The sequence below is a fragment of the Corynebacterium sp. LaCa54 genome (assembly GCF_046717495.1).
Taxonomy (GTDB): Bacteria; Actinomycetota; Actinomycetes; order Mycobacteriales; family Mycobacteriaceae; genus Corynebacterium; species Corynebacterium kefirresidentii.
In genome coordinates, this window is record NZ_CP177115.1 from 879,578 (window position 1) to 896,618 (window position 17,041).

At 58.8% G+C, this 17,041-nt stretch carries 18 protein-coding genes; 10 read left to right on the forward strand and 8 right to left on the reverse strand.

Annotated elements, in window-relative coordinates; translation table 11 throughout:
• Positions 1-4 precede the first annotated feature (4 nt).
• Positions 5-1,096 carry a hypothetical protein gene (locus ACLI1M_RS04420; RefSeq protein WP_239205354.1) on the reverse strand — a complete coding sequence of 364 codons (1,092 nt, stop codon included), beginning with the start codon at positions 1,094-1,096 and terminating at the stop codon, positions 5-7.
• 191 nt (positions 1,097-1,287) lie between these two features.
• On the opposite strand from ACLI1M_RS04420, the gene ACLI1M_RS04425 reads away from it, so the two are divergent.
• Both ACLI1M_RS04425 and zupT read left to right on the forward strand, forming a co-directional pair.
• The gene (locus ACLI1M_RS04425; protein ID WP_023021858.1) at positions 1,288-3,225 is read left to right on the forward strand and encodes a BCCT family transporter; all 1,938 of its coding nucleotides are present in this window, start codon (positions 1,288-1,290) and stop codon (positions 3,223-3,225) included.
• A gap of 34 nt (positions 3,226-3,259) precedes the next feature.
• Entirely contained in the window at positions 3,260-4,057 is a 798-nt protein-coding gene (gene zupT, locus ACLI1M_RS04430) for a zinc transporter ZupT (protein ID WP_248099014.1), read from the forward strand.
• A 21-nt stretch (positions 4,058-4,078) separates the two neighbouring features.
• Here zupT and ACLI1M_RS04435 read toward each other — a convergent pair whose 3' ends face one another.
• The 3 genes from ACLI1M_RS04435 to ACLI1M_RS04445 are packed head-to-tail and all read right to left on the reverse strand — an operon-like array spanning position 4,079 to position 6,343.
• Entirely contained in the window at positions 4,079-5,026 is a 948-nt protein-coding gene (locus ACLI1M_RS04435) for a DUF808 domain-containing protein (RefSeq protein ID WP_411706700.1), read from the reverse strand.
• A 3-nt stretch (positions 5,027-5,029) separates the two neighbouring features.
• The gene (locus tag ACLI1M_RS04440; RefSeq protein ID WP_023021855.1) at positions 5,030-5,566 is read right to left on the reverse strand and encodes a DUF402 domain-containing protein; all 537 of its coding nucleotides are present in this window, start codon (positions 5,564-5,566) and stop codon (positions 5,030-5,032) included.
• Positions 5,567-6,343: a hypothetical protein gene (locus ACLI1M_RS04445; RefSeq protein ID WP_248099011.1), complete on the reverse strand. Its 777-nt coding sequence runs from the start codon at positions 6,341-6,343 to the stop codon at positions 5,567-5,569.
• 227 nt (positions 6,344-6,570) lie between these two features.
• On the opposite strand from ACLI1M_RS04445, the gene typA reads away from it, so the two are divergent.
• Positions 6,571-8,481: a translational GTPase TypA gene (gene typA, locus ACLI1M_RS04450; protein ID WP_086588097.1), complete on the forward strand. Its 1,911-nt coding sequence runs from the start codon at positions 6,571-6,573 to the stop codon at positions 8,479-8,481.
• An 11-nt stretch (positions 8,482-8,492) separates the two neighbouring features.
• On the opposite strand, the gene ACLI1M_RS04455 is transcribed toward typA, so the two are convergent.
• Positions 8,493-9,155: a GOLPH3/VPS74 family protein gene (locus ACLI1M_RS04455; protein WP_023021852.1), complete on the reverse strand. Its 663-nt coding sequence runs from the start codon at positions 9,153-9,155 to the stop codon at positions 8,493-8,495.
• An 88-nt stretch (positions 9,156-9,243) separates the two neighbouring features.
• Here ACLI1M_RS04455 and ACLI1M_RS04460 point away from each other — a divergent pair, with 88 nt between their 5' ends.
• The 7 genes from ACLI1M_RS04460 to ACLI1M_RS04490 are packed head-to-tail and all read left to right on the forward strand — an operon-like array spanning position 9,244 to position 15,006.
• Complete coding sequence (locus ACLI1M_RS04460; protein ID WP_248099009.1) at positions 9,244-10,875, forward strand: ABC transporter family substrate-binding protein; 1,632 nt, start codon at positions 9,244-9,246, stop codon at positions 10,873-10,875.
• Entirely contained in the window at positions 10,865-11,734 is an 870-nt protein-coding gene (locus ACLI1M_RS04465) for a PIG-L family deacetylase (protein WP_248099007.1), read from the forward strand. Before ACLI1M_RS04460 ends, ACLI1M_RS04465 begins: the two co-directional genes overlap by 11 nt.
• Entirely contained in the window at positions 11,734-12,111 is a 378-nt protein-coding gene (locus ACLI1M_RS04470) for a hypothetical protein (RefSeq protein ID WP_248099146.1), read from the forward strand. The genes ACLI1M_RS04465 and ACLI1M_RS04470 overlap by 1 nt, the downstream gene beginning before the upstream one ends.
• Before the next feature lie 53 nt (positions 12,112-12,164).
• The gene (gene fdxA / locus ACLI1M_RS04475) at positions 12,165-12,488 is read left to right on the forward strand and encodes a ferredoxin (protein WP_005327491.1); all 324 of its coding nucleotides are present in this window, start codon (positions 12,165-12,167) and stop codon (positions 12,486-12,488) included.
• Positions 12,489-12,491: 3 nt separating this feature from the next.
• A complete protein-coding gene (gene dapC, locus ACLI1M_RS04480; protein WP_248099005.1) occupies positions 12,492-13,580 on the forward strand; it encodes a succinyldiaminopimelate transaminase in 1,089 nt (362 codons plus the stop codon).
• Positions 13,573-14,412: a pseudouridine synthase gene (locus tag ACLI1M_RS04485; protein ID WP_248099003.1), complete on the forward strand. Its 840-nt coding sequence runs from the start codon at positions 13,573-13,575 to the stop codon at positions 14,410-14,412. The genes dapC and ACLI1M_RS04485 overlap by 8 nt, the downstream gene beginning before the upstream one ends.
• Before the next feature lie 30 nt (positions 14,413-14,442).
• Positions 14,443-15,006, forward strand: coding sequence for a GtrA family protein (locus tag ACLI1M_RS04490; protein WP_005323549.1), 564 nt, complete (start codon positions 14,443-14,445; stop codon positions 15,004-15,006).
• Positions 15,007-15,194: 188 nt separating this feature from the next.
• Here ACLI1M_RS04490 and ACLI1M_RS04495 read toward each other — a convergent pair whose 3' ends face one another.
• Genes ACLI1M_RS04495 through ACLI1M_RS04505 form a run of 3 tightly spaced genes read right to left on the reverse strand, consistent with a single transcriptional unit; the run spans position 15,195 to position 16,362 of the window.
• Entirely contained in the window at positions 15,195-15,677 is a 483-nt protein-coding gene (locus ACLI1M_RS04495; RefSeq protein ID WP_248099001.1) for a transcriptional regulator, read from the reverse strand.
• Entirely contained in the window at positions 15,670-15,879 is a 210-nt protein-coding gene (locus tag ACLI1M_RS04500; protein WP_023021845.1) for a helix-turn-helix transcriptional regulator, read from the reverse strand. Before ACLI1M_RS04500 ends, ACLI1M_RS04495 begins: the two co-directional genes overlap by 8 nt.
• A 57-nt stretch (positions 15,880-15,936) precedes the next feature.
• Positions 15,937-16,362 (reverse strand): endonuclease domain-containing protein, encoded by a 426-nt coding sequence (locus ACLI1M_RS04505; RefSeq protein ID WP_248098999.1) that lies wholly within the window; start codon positions 16,360-16,362, stop codon positions 15,937-15,939.
• Positions 16,363-17,041 lie beyond the last annotated feature (679 nt).

A 17,041-nucleotide genomic window follows, 5' to 3' on the forward strand; every position in this document is an offset into this window, starting at 1 on the left:
GTAGCTATTTGCGGTGGTTTCCTCCGCGGTGGTGGGAAGTCTCGCGTGCTACGCGCCGAGCCCGCACGCGCGCGGATTCGGAAGAATAACGGCCTGGTTCCTCGGCTACCGGGAGCACGCGCCAACTAAAACTCTGCTCGCCTGGGACAGAGGAGACCAATTCTGCAAGCTTGGCGCTGGCTTTAGGCGGCGTGGCCGAGTGAGCAGTTTGTTGTGGCGAAGCCGTCTGGGAAGGCGCAGCGGGTGCGGCTGGCTGCGCGTGCGGTCCTTGCGGACGACGCGAGCCCGTGGGAAGTGCAGTGACGATGGTCTCGCCGGATACTGTGTGATCCCAGACTTCGGGCTGTGTGGGCATGGATGCAGGTGCGGCGGCAGGAATTGCAGGTTGGGGAGCAGGCACGCGCAATGGTGGGACGGCGGGGGAGAAGATTTCCTCGGTGGTGGCCGTATCAGCGGGGATATCGACTGCAAGCATGCCGTGGCTCGTGTAGGCACGGGCGGACAGCCCCGCTCCGGAGGCACTAGCAGCCTCGAATGCGGCACGCAGACCAGGCAGCGAGGCGATATCGCCGCAGGGGCCGAGAACCATATCGTCGCAGGTAGCCACAGCCGTACCGGAAAGGTCTTCCAGGGTAACGAAGAATTGTTGCGTACCCATGCGTTGCAGCTGGGGGGAGGAAAGGTCGCCAGCGGCGACGTCGATAAGCACGCCTCGTCCACCGGCTAGCAGCGCGGTTCCTTGGGGCTGGTCATTGACCGGAACCATCCAAGGCCACAAGCCAAGGGACACGGCAACCTCCACCTCGCCGTCAACTACTTCCACTGTGGCAATAGTCTGTGGCTGGGCAAACGAGTTTTTCAAACGCTCTAGGGCGGGATATTCCGCGGCTTCGACCTCGTCCAAAAAACCTAGGAAGCCGAAGTCTGAGCGGATGCGCCAGCCGTTGGTGTAGGTATCGGGTTCTAGGGAGACATCGACAAGCGCTGCGTGCTCGGACACGCCGGGGATACTCAACGCGGTGCCCAGCACGGGGTGCTCAAGGACTGCGACATGCTCCACGCCGAAGTAACTAGTCGCGAGCGGGTAAAGCGCCATAGAAAGTCACTCCCAAGGTTAAAGGCCGGTAAACAATGCTGAGCCCATTTTACGCATATGGGGGTAAGGCTGATGCCAGCTTTATATCCAGCGAGTTTTTATTAATGTGTAGACAGCTCTTTCAAAGTGACGCCTGAAAATAGAATAGGAGTAGAACCATCTCTTCTTCACCGTCTTCTTCATCCCGCCCTGTGCGCGGGGTAAATAGCTCGGAAGAAAGTAAAAAACGCACCCGTAACGCCAAGCGCATTCTCAAAGACATTATGTACCCGCATAATATCCACCCTGCGCTGGTGCCGGGCGTTTCCATTGAGGATCAGAAGGTTAAATATGGAGTGGATAAGCCGATCCTTGTGGCGGTCGGCGGCCTGGTCATGGCCTTCGTCATTTGGGGTGTGGTTGCGCCCGAGCAAGTCTTTGATGCCTCTTCGGCCGCGCTGGATTGGGTAATGCGCAACTTGGGTTGGATTTTTACTGCCTTGGCTACGTTCCTGATGTTTTTGCTCCTCATCTTGGCCTTTTCCAAGTACGGCAAGATTCCACTGGGGCTCGATGGGGAGAAGCCAGAGTTTTCCACGGTGAGCTGGGCTGCGATGCTCTTTGGTGCTGGCATTGGTATCGGCATTATTTTCTTCGGCCCCTTCGAACCGCTGAGCTACTACCTTTCGCCGCGCCCGGGCGCGTACGAGGCGGCTAGCGATGAAGCCGTGCTTGGGGCAATGGCTCAGGCCGCAATGCACTGGGGATTTAATGCTTGGGCAATCTATGCCATCGTGGGCTTGTGCGTGGCCTATGTGTCTTTCCGCCGCGGCCGCGTTCCCCTGATGAGTTCCATTTTGATGCCGCTTTTCGGCAATCGTTCTACGGATTCCCTGCCGGCGCGCATCATCGACGGCCTGGCCATTATTGCCACGCTCTTTGGTACCGCCGCGACCTTGGGCATTGGTGCGCTGCAGATCGGCCGCGGCGTGGAATTGGTTAGCGGCTGGTCCACCACCGGCAATACTGCGGCGCTGGTCATTATCGTGGTGCTGTCTATCGGCACGATTTTTTCGGCCGTTTCGGGCGTGGCTAAGGGCATTCGTTGGCTCTCAAATATCAACCTGGTGCTAGCGCTTGCGCTGGCGCTGTTCTTCTTCGTGGTAGGTCCCACCGCTTTCTTGATCAACATGTTGCCGGCAGTGGTGATTGAGTATCTCGATGAAATGCCGCAGATGCTCTCTGCCAATATGGGCGAGGGCGAAGATATGGTGGCATTCCTCTCCTCATGGACCACCTTCTACTGGGCTTGGTGGGTATCGTGGTCACCGTTTGTGGGTGTTTTCGTAGCCAAGATTTCGCGCGGGCGTACCATCCGCCAGTTCGTGCTTGGCGTGCTGCTTATTCCATCGGCCATCATTGTTGCTGCCTTTACCATTCTTGGTGGCACCACCATTTGGCTGCAGCGCCGCGATGGCGATATCGCCCCGGACGGCACTATTGACTCTATGCCGGCGGCAGAAGATATCTTCTTTAAGGTCCTGGACCATTTCCCAGGTGCGGAGTGGATGGCACCCATTGTCATTCTCATGCTGGTTGTCTTCTTCATTACCACGGCGGACTCCGCATCCATTGTGAACTCGCAGCTCACGCAGCGGGGTAACCCCAAGCCAAACCCTATTGTTACCGTCTTTTGGGTGGTGTGCATGGCCGGCATCGCCGTGGTCATTTTGCTCGCTGGCGGACGCAATGCGCTGCAGGGCCTGCAGAATCTTATTACGATTACCTCTCTGCCATTTGCGGTCATCATTGTGCTTATGTGTATCGCGCTGGTGCGCGAGCTGCGCCATGATCCAATCTCTATCCGTCACTTCTACGAGGATGAGGCGGTTTCTAATGCGATTGTGCGTGGCGTGCGCGATTATGGCGATAATTTTGCCTTGTCCATTGAACCGACGGAGGGGGACTATGCAACGGGCGCGCACTTTAACTCCACTGCAGCAGAGGTGACCGATTGGTACGCGCGCACGGACGAGGAAGGCCACGCTGTGGGCTATGACTACGAGACAGGCGAGTACGTGGATAATGATCCTTCTATCAAGAATGGCGAATTTATCTCTCCTGTGCCTGAGGACAAAGATGAGGGTTAATACCTGATAATTATTATCAGGTAGGGTGCCAGATATGACTCTTAGTACCTTTGTTTTCGCCTTCGCCTTGGTGCTGCTTTCGGGGCTATCGACCTCGATTGGCGGAGCCTTGGCGGTGGGAAAGCGCCAGCCGGGCTCGGCTTTCATGGCTGCAGCTCTAGGTCTTTCGGCCGGTGTGATGCTCTACGTCTCCTTCATGGAGATTCTCCCCGAAGGCATGTCCCAGCTTTCCGACGCCCTCGGGGGAGAAACCGCTGGCACCTGGGCCGCCGTCGGTGCCTTCTTTGCTGGCATTGCCGTTATCGCCATCATTGACCGGCTCGTGCCGGAAGAGATCAATCCCCATGAGCCGGCTACGACGGCCGAAGAGGCCCGCCGCAAAAAGCTGATGAAAACTGGCGTATTTACCGCCTGCGCGCTGGGGCTGCACAATTTTCCGGAAGGATTCGCCACCTTCTTATCCGGCCTAGAGTCTAAGGAAATCGCGGTGCCGGTGGCGGTGGCAATCGCCATTCACAATATCCCGGAAGGCATCGCGGTGGCCGTCCCGCTGCGGGAGGCAACCGGATCACGCACGAAGGCCTTTTGGTGGGCCACCTTGTCTGGGCTGGCGGAGCCGATTGGCGCACTCATTGGTTTCGGCCTTCTCATGCCGGTTATTGGGCCGGCGACAATGGGAATCAGCTTCGCCGCCATCGCCGGCATCATGGTCTTTATCTCGTTGGATGAGCTTTTGCCCACCGCCGAAGAAACCGGCGAGCATCATCATGCCGTTTATGGCCTGATCGCCGGAATGGCAGTAATGGCGGTATCGCTGATGCTATTTATGTAGGAGGCCTACTGTGCTTGAAGCTTAAGCCTCTGCCGGCGTGGAAGAGGTGCTCGAGGACTTGCCAAAGGAAGCTTTGACTGCCATGACGATGGTGGCGATGACCGTGCCGAGAACCAGGCCGCAAACCATAGACATGCCGGTCTCTGCCAGCCAAGCCAGGGCGCCATTAGAAATCTTTTCGGTCACGGAAACGATGAATTCGTGCGGCTGATTCATGCCGAATTCGTGCAGGCCCTTGACCACGATATGGCCGCCGACCCATAGCATCGCGGCGGTGCCGATGACGCCGATAATATCGAGCACAATGGGCATGCCCTTGACAAGTGCGTTGCCCACCGTGGATTTGCCGTTGTGGCGCTCATTTAAGGCCATGCCAATATCGTCCATCTTGACCAATAGGCCCACGGCGGCGTAGACACCCAAGGTCAATATGATGCCGACGAAAATGAGGGCTCCGAGGCGCATCCAGAACGGCTGGTCGATGACCTCGTTCAAGGAAATGACCATGATTTCAGACGACAAGATGAGGTCAGTGGTAATCGCGGACTTGACCAAGCTGTCTTCGGCGTCGGCACCCTTTTCCTGGACTGATTCGGTTTCTTTTTCTCGGTGGGGAAGAAGGTGGTGCAAGATCTTCTCGGCACCCTCGAAGCAAAGGTAGGTACCGCCGCACATCAAGATAGGCGTGAGTGCCCACGGCGCGATCCAGGAGAGGATCATCGCGATGGGCAAGATGATAACGAGCTTATTGATAAGCGAGCCCTTGGTGATGCGCCAAATCATCGGCAGCTCGCGCTGCGGCTTAATACCTTCCACGTATTGCGGGGTTACCGCGGTATCATCGACTACGACGCCAGCGGCTTTCACCGAGGTCTTGCCCGCGAGTGCGGCCACATCGTCGACGCTGGAAGCTGCGGAGCGGGCGATCAAGGCAACGTCGTCAAGCAGTGCAAATAGGCCACCGGCCATAAATTATCCTTCTGGGGCTAGGGTAATGTCATTGGACCACGTCAAGTTTATCCCTTGATGTGCCAACCAAGCCATCGCATCGTCACCACTGCGAGTAATGCCTTCTACGGCGGTTAGGGTGGTGTCGATCGCTTTTTCTGCCTCCTCGGCAGTAATCAAACCAGCGGAGGTGGCGGCAGAGAGCTCATCGATGTCGAGCACGGAAATGGGCTCGTCGCGCGTTGCGACCAGGTCCACATAAAGATCGCGGGTGGTCCAGAGCGCACCATCGCGCTGGATTTCGGCAACGTCGATATAAAAATCTTGGTGGACGTCTACGCCCGGACGGAAGTGAAAGATATTGGCACGCAGGTTAAGGCCGGGGAGCAGCCACGATTCTAGGTAACCAAAGCGTGGGTGATCGGCACCGCGCGCCATGTACAGACCAAACTCGGTTTCGGTGTAGGTATCGACCTCGCGCAGGAAACCTTTGGGGTCGGTATTGGTGTAATCGGCGGTATTAAAGGTCTCGCGCTTGACCGGATGGAGGTCCGCCGCCATCTACTTCACCTCAAGGAAAGCGGCAGTGGGGGCGAATTTGCAGTGGGACTCTTGGGTATTAACGCCGCCGGATAGCAGCGCGATAACGGTGCCTTTGCCGGTCTGGGCGGTGCCGGACAAGGTAGTGGGGCCATCCTGGTTGATGCCGTTGTTATTCAGCGGGGTGATGCCGCTGCGCAGGTTATCCAGGTTGAACCACTGCACATTCATTCCGCCCTGCTCGCGCGCGGCCGGAGGGGTACCAAGAGCAGTAAAGAGGAAGACGGTTTCGCCCGGTTTTGCGCCGGGTGCCGGCATTTCCGTGGGGCCAGGTACGGCAATGGCCGAGCCCATGGCATCGCTGGTGCCGCCTATGCAATGCGCGGAGACCGTGGGCCAATAAAACTGCCGGAAATTCGGGTTATTGCCTTCCGGCATAGCCACGCCGCCCTTGCCATCGCCGCCGCCGGCGAAGAATGCGAGGCCGGATAGGATGGCGTTGCGGGCATCCTCTGGAATCCACGGTTGAGCCGCGAAGGCGCGGATGCGATCTTGGGTTTCCTGATTGGGGCGGCCTAGCTCGTCCAGCGGGCTATGGGAAGAAGCCTGCTGCACCAGGGAAGAAAGGTCTGGTGCAGATGCTTGCGCTGGGGCGACGAGTGGGGAGGCGAGGCCGATGAGCGCGGCCGTGGCGGCGGTAATATAACCGATGCGGCCGGATAGGCGCCAGGTGGTGCGGGCGTTGCTCACGTTATCAATTCCTTGGGTGCGGTCTCGGTCAGGGCATTCAAACCCCATTAGTCACAATCGTAACAATAGTACCTAAAGTAACGATAGTGATAGCTAGGGAGGTGTCAAGTGTGTTTGCGATCTATAAGAATCTTCGCTCGCCCTATACGGTGCGTTACCGGGTAAAGCCAACCCCAATGCTGCACTTGGCCCTTTAAGGGGGTATCGTGGGAGCTCGTTCAAGATCAAATTCGCGCGCGCAAGCGCTGTAGATCCTCCGAAGGAGAACCCCACTAGTGAGTAATACCGAGTTCCGTAATGTTGCCATCGTCGCGCACGTTGACCATGGCAAGACCACCCTGGTCAACGGCATGCTGGAGCAGTCCGGCGCCTTTGGTGACCACGGTGAACACACGGACCGCGTCATGGACTCCAATGATCAGGAGCGCGAGCGCGGCATTACCATTCTGGCCAAGAACACGGCCATTCACCGCAAGGGCCTAGGCAAGGACGGCCAGGACCTGATTATTAACGTCATCGACACCCCAGGCCACGCCGACTTCGGTGGCGAGGTCGAGCGCGGTATTTCCATGGTGGATGGCGTCGTCTTGCTCGTCGATGCCTCCGAGGGACCGCTGCCGCAGACCCGCTTCGTGCTCACCAAGGCACTGGAAGCCAAGCTGCCGGTTATCATCTGCGTGAACAAGACTGACCGCCCGGATGCCCGCATCGACGAGGTTGTCTCCGAGTCCCAGGACCTCCTGCTGGAAATCGCCGCCGGCCTGGAGGATGAGGAAGCTGCAGCCGCCGCCGAGGAGCTGCTGGACCTGCCGGTTCTCTACGCTTCCGGCCGCGCCGGCGTTGCCTCCACCGAGAACCCAGGCGATGGCAACGTCCCTGCGGGCGAGGATCTGCAGCCGCTTTTCGACGTCATCTATAACGTCCTCCCAGAGCCTTCCGCTACCGTCGACGCCCCACTGCAGGCGCACGTGACCAACCTGGACGCCTCCGACTTCCTAGGCCGTATCGCGCTGCTGCGTATCTACGCCGGCCGCATTAAGAAGGGCCAGCAGGTGGCCTGGATCCACTACGACGAGGATGGCAACCAGCACACCAAGACCGTGAAGGTCGCCGAGCTGCTGCGCACCGTCGGCTTCGAGCGTCAGCCGGCCGAGGAAGCCATCGCCGGTGACATCGTGGCTATCTCCGGCATTTCTGACGTCATGATTGGTGACACCATCGCCGATCCGGAGCACCCTGAGGCTTTGCCGCGCATCACCGTAGACGAGCCGGCCATCTCCATGACCATCGGCGTGAACACCTCCCCGATGGCAGGCCAGGGCGGCGGCGATAAGCTCACCGCGCGTATGGTCAAGGCCCGCTTGGAGCAAGAGCTCATCGGTAACGTTTCCCTGCGCGTGCTGCCCACCGAGCGCCCCGACGCTTGGGAGGTACAGGGCCGTGGCGAGATGGCGCTGTCCGTGCTGATTGAGTCCATGCGCCGCGAAGGCTTCGAGCTGACGATTGGCAAGCCGCAGGTTGTGACCAAGGAAATCGACGGCAAGACCTACGAGCCATACGAGATCCTCACCATTGACTCCCCGTCCGAGCACCAAGGTGCTATCACCCAGCTGCTGGCCGCCCGCAAGGGCCAGATGCAGGCCATGGATGTGCGCGAGGGCGACTGGGTACGCATGATCTTCCGCGTTCCTGCCCGTGGCCTCATCGGCTTCCGCACCCAGTTCATGACCGAGACCCGCGGTGCCGGTATCGCTAACTCCATCTCTGACGGCCTGGATGTCTGGGCCGGCGATATCAAGTCCCGCCCGACCGGTTCCCTGGTGGCTGACCGCACCGGCCAGATCACCCAGTACGCGCTGACGCAGTTGGCTGACCGCGGCAACTTCTTCGTCGAGCCGGGCGCCGAGGCTTATGAGGGCATGGTCGTTGGCGCCAATAACCGTGATGAGGATATTGACATCAACATCACCAAGGAAAAGAAGCTGACCAATATGCGCTCCGCTACTGCGGAGGCCACGGTCACCCTGGCCAAGGCACACACCCTTTCCTTGGAAGAAGCACTGGAATTCTGTGGCAACGACGAGTGCGTCGAGGTCGCCCCGGACGTCCTGCGCGTGCGCAAGGTAGAGCTTTCCGCTACCGACCGCAAGCGTGCGGCTGCTCGCGCGAAGCAGATGAATAAGTAGTGAGCACCGCCTTAGGTGGTAGTGATTGCCGCTGAAGTGGCAACCACTGCCGCTACTGCTGCCGCCTCCTCTACTACGGCCTTAACCGCTGAGGAGGCGGTTTTGTCATATGTCACCTCCTTTTTGATCTCCTGAATGCGTGCCCGCATTTCCCGTCGCTTCATACCCTCCGCATCATTTTTGAGCAGAGTATAGGCACCGGAGACTTCGCGGAGGATATCGAGGATGATGACGTCATTAACCTCGGCTGGACGTTGTGCTTCCAGCACCGCGACCAGCCGCTCGCGCAGTTGGTGCTCTAATTCCAAGTCCGTCATGATGTAGCGGTCGCCGCCCCATTGCCACCACTTGGCTTTTTCTATGTCGAGCTGGCCATTCGCGTGGAAATCCAAGGCGATGATTTCCCGTGGGGTAAACCAAGAAGCTTCCAAGAGCTCCTTCGTACTGGCGGTCTTGCGCTGCTGTAACTCCTCCCAGGCCCAGGCCAAAACTGGGTTCTTCGGGCGCTGGGTGGTAGTTACTACCTTTTTCTTTTCCGCAAGTTCGACGTGCCCGCCCAGCAGAAGGTCCGCGAGGACGGTAGCGCGTAGGGCGGCCTCATTATTGGACACCCAGTCTTCTTTCTTGCCATTGTCTTTAGTTAATAGCAGGAACATTTCTTGGCAAATCAGCATGGTGCCTCCCTAAAAGTTGCGGAATGAACCCGAGTCTAGCGCCGAATATCTTCGTACCGGCGGGGTAGAGGGTCTAAAATTATCCGCGATGAAAAAGAATCCGGCTTCAATAAAGCGTGCGGCTATGGCAGCGGCGGCGGTACTTAGCGCCGCCAGCCTCTCTTTCCTCAGTGCCTGCGCAGCTAATCCCGGCCCTCCACCGGTGGTGGAGGATAATGCCTCCCCGCTGCAAGAGGATCAGACCACCACCACTGCAAACCAGGAAGAAGAGCCGGCCCAAGACGCCGATTCTGACAAACGTCCTACTATTTCAGTAGGCGTGGACCCCTTGCGCGCAGGCTTAAACCCGCACCTGGTGGCCAATAACTCCGAGCTGGTGGACCAGATTGCGGAACTGGTGTTGCCTTCAACCTTCCACGGCGGCCAGAGGGACGCCGATATCCTAGAATCCGCCGCCGAGGTCAACGCCCCCAAGGGGGTGGCGCAGCGAGTGCGCTACGTGATTGCATCGCCTGCGCAGTGGTCTGATGGTACACCCATCTCTGGTGCAGACTTTAGCTACTTGTGGAAGCAGATGACCACGACCGCCGGTGTACGAGATCCCGCTGGCTACCACGCCATCTCGGCCGTGAATACCTCTGATGGTGGTCGCGTAGTCACGGTGGATTTTTCTCAGAAGGTTAAGGACTGGCACCTGCTCTTCCATAACCTACTGCCTTCGCACTTATTGCAAGATGATAATTTCGGCTCTGCATTAGCCGATAAGATTCCGGCATCGGCCGGACGCTTCCTTGTCGATAGCGTGGACCGCGGGCGCGGAGTCATTACCTTGAACCGAAATGATCGGTTCTGGGGCGCTAATCCGGCCCAAGTGGATGTCATCCAGCTAAGTGAGGTGCGCGATAGCACCCAGGCGCTGAATATGCTGCGCTCCGGACAGATTGGATTCGCGGACTTTACTCCGGACCAAACCTCAGAGGAGGCGTTGGGTCTTTTAGGGCATGTTTCTGAAAAAGCACTTACTCGCCCACGCCAATTGCGCCTGCATATGTCTACTGCGGAAGGCGCATTGGAAGAAAGGGCAGAGCGCCGCGGATTGGCCTCACTGATTGATACGGATCAGGTCGCCCGCTTGGCCACAGGCCGTGCTTCCAATCTGGATCCCGGAAATAACCCCATAAGTAAAGACACGGATCTTACTGCGTTGCGCGCACGCGCCAGTAAGAAACCGATTCGCTTTGCGGTAGATCCTACTAGCCCCACTGCCTTGGCCGCGGCAAATACCCTCTACGATGTTCTGGAAGCTCACGGGATAGATGCCGAGGTGGTTTCCGAGCGCCTGACCACAATAACCTCCAAGCTTTTGCCAGAAGGCGATGTGGATGCTGTGGTCACTTGGGAAGATATCTCCTTGAACTCGTTGGCCGCGGCAAATATCTTTAGCTGCGATAATAAACAACCACTGGCAGGCGATTTGTCCGGAATCTGTCCGGAGAATGCGGAGGAGATTCGCAAGGAAATCTTATCTGGGGCCATGAGCCCAAAGGAAGCCCTTCGCCGCATTCGAGAAGTGAACTCTAAGGAAGCGCTCTACGTGCCGCTGATGGATGAGACGCGTATCCACGCGCTCGGGAAGGGTATTGTAGGCCCCGGCCAAAGCATTGATGACTGGGACGGGGGTCTTATCACCGCGCCCCGCTGGAGGATAGATGAAGACTAAGGATTTAACCGGCTATCGCGTGGTGGCAGTCCACGCCCACCCGGATGATGAAACCCTTTTTATGGGCGGTACCCTGGCGAGCCTCGCCGCACGCGGCGCCGAGGTCACCGTTATTACGCTCACCTTGGGCGAGGACGGCGAGGTTATTGGTGAGCCCTACCAGGGCCTGGCCGACCATGATCAGCTCGGCGGCTTTCGCGCTCGCGAATTGGCTAACGCACTGGAGGCTCTTGGAGTAAAGGGAATCCAGCTCGGCGGCTTCGGTCACTTCCGTGACTCCGGCATGGCGGGCTCACCCTCCCACGAAGATTCGCGCGCGCTGGTCAATCGCATCGAGGAGGCGGCCGATTTCCTGAGCGACGAGCTCGAGACGATTAAGCCCCACGTCATCTTGACCTACGGGCCTGATGGCGGTTACGGCCACCCGGACCACATTGCGGTGCATAAGGCGGTGATGAAGGCGGCGTCGCCAAGCACACGCATTTGGTACGGCATTTTTGAACGCGCCGCTAACTACGGCGGCCTGGAAACCCTCGATGCCCCAGCTGGATGGACCAAGCCCAGCCAGGAGTACTTGGACAATTTCACCAACGAGGGTGCTGATGTCACTGTCGCTCTTTCTGACGCCGCCTTGGACGCCAAGCGCCGCGCCATGCGCGCTCACGCCTCCCAAATTTGGTTGGCCGATGGCTCCACCACCCGCACCAATCCCGCGTCCGCTGTGGCCGCGCTCCATGAACCTGAGCGCGTGCCCGGCGCCTTTGGCCTGTCCAATCTGCTAGTTATGCCGCTGCTGCCTGCCGAATACTTCCAACTGGGTCAAGGCGAGCCGGCCGATGATTTGCTCGGTGGGCTGTGATGCGCACGGATTTTAGCCGCGGCGAGCAGGTAACCGGCCTGATGTGGTTGGCTATTGGCGCGTTGCTTTCGGTATTTCTCGAGGTCATTTATCTCACCGCCCGCATCCCGCTATCCAATGGGGCGAGCGTAGCCTTTCCCATTACGATTGTGATCGCGTGGTGGTTCAACTCCGTGCTTACCCGCACCGCCCGCTTGTGGAGCCGCACGCCGGTAGTCAGCGCCATCCCGCTCATCGTATGGTGCTTAGGATTTTTCGCCTTCATGTTGATGGTGCCAATGACTGGAGACATGCTCTTGGCCAATAATATTCTCAGTCTGCTCCTGCTTTTGGCGGGAATAGGCGGCGGCGTTTGGCCATTTTTTAAGCAGAAGTGACATACTATTAATCACCCCAAATCCTAGACATCAGGAAGTTTCAAGGAATCTCCATGACTTATACGATCGCACAGCCTTGCGTTGACGTAATGGACCGCGGCTGCGTTGAGGAATGCCCTGTTGATTGCATCTACGAGGGCAAGCGCATGCTCTACATCCATCCGGATGAGTGCGTGGACTGCGGCGCCTGCGAGCCGGCTTGCCCGGTCGAGGCCATCTTCTACGAGGATGACGTTCCCGATGAGTGGCTGGACTATAACGACGCTAATGCAGCCTTCTTCGATGACTTGGGCTCTCCGGGTGGCGCAGCTGCCCTCGGCCCGCAGGACTTTGACGTTCCGATGATTGCCGCACTTCCGCCACAGAATCAGGAGTAAGACATGGCTCGCACACCGCTAGGAAAGACGCTTCCAGACTTCCCCTGGGATTCACTGGCCGGCGCCAAGAAGAAGGCCCAGGCCCACCCGGGTGGAATCGTTGACCTCTCGGTGGGCAACCCCGTTGACCCAGTAGCCCCAGGCGTGCAGCTTGCGTTGACCGCAGCCGCGCAGGCCCCCGGCTACCCCCAGACCGCCGGCACCCCGGAGCTGCGCGAGGCCATCGCCGCCGCGCTGACCCGCCGCTATAATATGCAGGTCGATCGCGTACTGCCGGTGGTTGGTACCAAGGAGGCCATCGCCTGGTTGCCCACGCTTTTGGGCATGCGCGGCGAGACCGTCGCCTTCCCCTCGGTGGCTTATCCCACCTACGAGGTGGGCGCGCTGCTTGCCGGAGCGACTCCGCTGCGTGCGGATTCCGATTTCCAAGACGCCTCTTTAGTCTTTTTGAATTCGCCTTCCAATCCCACGGGCCGTGTGCTCGGGGTAGAGGAGCTGCGCCGCATCGTGGCGTGGGCGCGCGAGAACGACGCCATCATTGCCTCCGATGAGTGCTATATGAGCTTGGGCTGGAATGACGATAATCCGCCGGTGTCCATCCTCGATCCGCGCGTGACCGATGGCGATAACACCGGGCTCATTGCCATGCATTCGCTATCCAAGACCGCGAATATGGCTTCCTACCGCGCTGGCTTCTTCGCGGGCGATAACGACCTCATCGACGAGCTGCTGCTGCTGCGCAAGCACGCCGGCCTCATCGTTCCAGGGCCCATTCAGGCCGCCATGGTCGCCGCGCTTAACGACGACGACACCGAGACGCTTCAGCGCAACCGCTACGCCTCCCGTCGCGCGGTGCTCATGCACGCGCTTATCGACGCCGGCTTTACCATCGACCACTCCGATGCCGGCATGTACCTCTGGGCCACCCGCGGCGAGAATTGCCGCGAGACCATCGACTGGCTTGCCGAGCGAGGTATCCTCGCCGCCCCTGGTGACTTCTATGGCCCAGCAGGCGAGAAGCACGTGCGCATTGGTCTCAACGGCACCGATGAGCGCATCGATGCTGCAGTAGACCGCCTCGCCGGTGCCTAATTCCGGCAGGCCTCCCGCACGCGAGGGCATATCCCCGCGCAAGACGGTCCTGCGCGGCTACGTGCCCGAAAAAGGGGAGTACTTCGCCGCTCGCGCCGGCGATTCCCCTTATCCGCCTGGGGCTTTGCTGCCGGCTGGGGCCGAGCTGCCGCGTCCCGTGCCCGCCTGGTATCACCCCACTGTGCCTGCCGAGCGCCCTATTCCTTTCGACTACTCAGTCATCTACGCCGACCGCGACCTCATCGTGGTCGATAAGCCGCACTTTCTGCCCACGACCACCAATGGCCGATTACAACGCGAAACTCTGCAAACCCGCCTGCGCGTAGATTTTGGCGACGACGATATCGTGCCGCTGCATCGCCTAGACCGCCTGACGGCCGGCCTTGTGCTTTGCTCTCGCAATCCCGCCACTCGCGCCGCTTACCAGGGCATCTTTGGCAAGGGGAGTGCGGTGAAGAGGTATCGGGGCGTCGTCAAGCGGCCGCTTTATGTGGATCGGGAAATCACCCTGCACATGCACAAGCCCCGCGGCTCGCGCCAGGTGCTCGTTGCTTCCGATGGCACGCCCACCTCTACGTATGTGCGCGCCGCCGGCCGGGAGGTGACCATGTGGCCGCGCACCGGCCATACCCACCAACTGCGCGTGCTGCTTAATCATCTGGGGCACCCGCTTCTCGGGGACGACACGTACCCCGCCCCGCGCAAGCTCGACCTCTATGATTTTCGCGCCCCGCTCGCCCTACTCCATGAGGCTATCTCTTTTATAGATCCTCTATCACAATCCGAGCGTCAATTTTTCAGTTCGCAGGACTTAAGAACTACAATCGAGTAGTTATTAAATCACTGGCTAGAAAGGCGGCCCATGGCAGACCTCAGCGTCGCGCGCTTTGTGTCCAATTTTGGGCAGTTTCTCAAATTCGGCATTGTTGGCGGCTCCGGTACCGCGGTTAATCTCTTTGTGGTCTATTTGTGCAGAAAGATTACTTGGTGGTCTGGCGGCATCGAGGCGGATGATCCCTTCATCAATCTCTTCGGCTCTGTTTTCCATATCCGTTGGTACCATGTGTTTTTGACCATTGCGTTTTTGGTCGCCAACACTTGGAACTACCAGCTGAATCGCATGTGGACTTTCCGATCGGTGGCGAAGGTGTCTTGGCTGCGCGGTTTCTTCCCATTCCTTCTCGCTGGAATTGGAGCTTTTATCGTAAGTCAAGTTGTGGCGACACTGTTAATGAATCCGACTTCGCCGCTGCATTTGCCCTCAGACATTCTGGATGATTCGACCGGTTTGCGTACAAAGGTGTACTGGGCATCGGCCATTTCTATCATTGTCGCTATGCCGATTAACTTTATCTTGAACAAGCTGTGGACCTTCCGCTCGCAGCCGAAGACGCCTCAACTTGTCGAGGAAACCGAGCCGGCCTAGCTAGGTCCCGTGTTCATTTTCATCCCCGCCGCCCTTCGCGCTCACCAGCGCAGGTTGGCGGGGATTTTTCTTTCTCCCAGTGAGCGCGAAGGGGACAGTACCTCCCGTCGCGCTCACGGGGAACGAAATCAGAGAAAACCCGCCGTCCGCGGTGAGCGCGAAGGGCGGGGTGAGGTGCCGGAGTGAAACTAGTCTTCTAACTCGGCATCGAGGCGAGCTTGGTCGCGGCGGTGCTGGCGGCGACGAATGAAGGGGGTCAGGGCGAGCACGGCAATGGCGCCGACTGCGGTACCGATGAGGTAGGAGACGGGGTCGTGGCCGTCGGCTGGCGCATAGGCGTTATAGGCAATGCCGGCGAACATGATTATAAGAGGGATGAGGTAGACAGCGATAGCCGTCCAATTGCGGCTAACAATTGGGGTGGCCACGCGCTGGCGCATCCAAGCAGAACCGATGGAGTTGCCCACGATGGACGGCACGAGCGCGAGGAAGCACAGCATGGACATTTGGCCAGGAAGGACCCAGGCGAGAATTGCGGCGACGACGAGTTCGAGGAACGGGATTGGGGTCATTCCGATTGCGCAGGCCTTGTAAAGAGTGTCGCGTTCGAATTCATCGCGAGTCGCGCGATCGATTTCCTTGAGGGAGTAATTGGCGATGGCGTTAATCATGTTGTTCAGCTCCAAAAATTTCTTCGACGGTTTTTCCTAGTTCGTGGCAAATATCCAGTGCGAGGTGCACGGAGGGCGAGTAGTTGCCGCGTTCGATATTGGCGATGGTTTGGCGGGAGACGCCAACTCTTCTGGCGAGTTCAGCTTGTGATAATTCGAGCCAGCGGCGCCATTTGCGGACCATGTTGGGGTGCTCGGCCACCTGTTCTCCTTTACGGGCTGTCGTTCTTACATTACCGAGTGTAAAGTAACGTTGTCACTAAGGCAAGGGGTATACGCACAGGTGCCACCGCCAATAGGGCACAGTGGCTGAAGTGGGGAGCTGCGGATTCCCACCTTTTAGCACCTCCAAAGTGGCCTTGACGAGCAAAACGGCCTGGCTGAGGTGGTGGATGATGTCGTCGGCAGTAAAACGCAAAACGGTATAACCATGGACTACGGCCGCGTTCTGTTTGGAACGGTCAGCTTGAAAGGCCACACTGTGCTTGTGGTATTCCCAGCCGTCAACTTCCACCAGCAACTTGCCAATCTTTAGGTCAAAGCGGTAGCCGGCGATGAGAACATTGTGCTTGGGGTAGATTCCTTCTGCGCGAAGCTGCCTACTTAGTGTGCGTTCCGGCGGGCTATCTGCGCCTATAGCAGCGTGTCGTATCGCCTCTCTAAGAGGCTTCGGGACGCGCCTCATTCGCCGACGGTCCTCTTCGAGGCGGCCGGGCCCGTGCTTTCCTTGGTAGTAGTCTTCCAATAAAGGCCTGCATGCACGCGAAATTCTGCGTGCAGCCCATAGCGGTTGCACCACCGGTAGGCCGTTGACCTTGTGTGTGACCCGGAGGCGCGAGTGCGACACGCGGAAGCATTTTCCCTTCAACGTGCGGGGTCCCTCTGCTTCCAACGGAAATGTTATTGGCCGGCCCAGATAAATCTCCTGCGCGGTCTTTCCGGTGAAATGGATTCGGCTGAGCCCATGCGCCAAGGCCCGCGCTACCGCCAGGGGCGTCCACGTATCGGTATAAATCCCCCGATGCACGCGATACAGCTTCCTCTCACGCACCTTGCGGCGAATCGCCTCTTTGCTTAAACCTTGCTCGTGAAGTTCCGCGGTTGTCCATTCCCCCATGGGAATAAACGTAAACAGCCGCAGTGCGTGATGGCTACGCTTCCCGCTGCAACCTGTGGATAACTCAGGGACGGGGCTCGATTTTCCGCCGCTGGGGCTGGAGCGCTGTGGATAACCGCCCCACGCGCTCACCGGCAGCCACCCTTTGGCAGAGATCCGTGTTCACGGTGAGCGCGACGGGAGCGGTAGAAAAGGCCGTCGCCCTTTGCGCTCACCGGCAGAGCTTTCCGACGTCCCCATTCGTTCC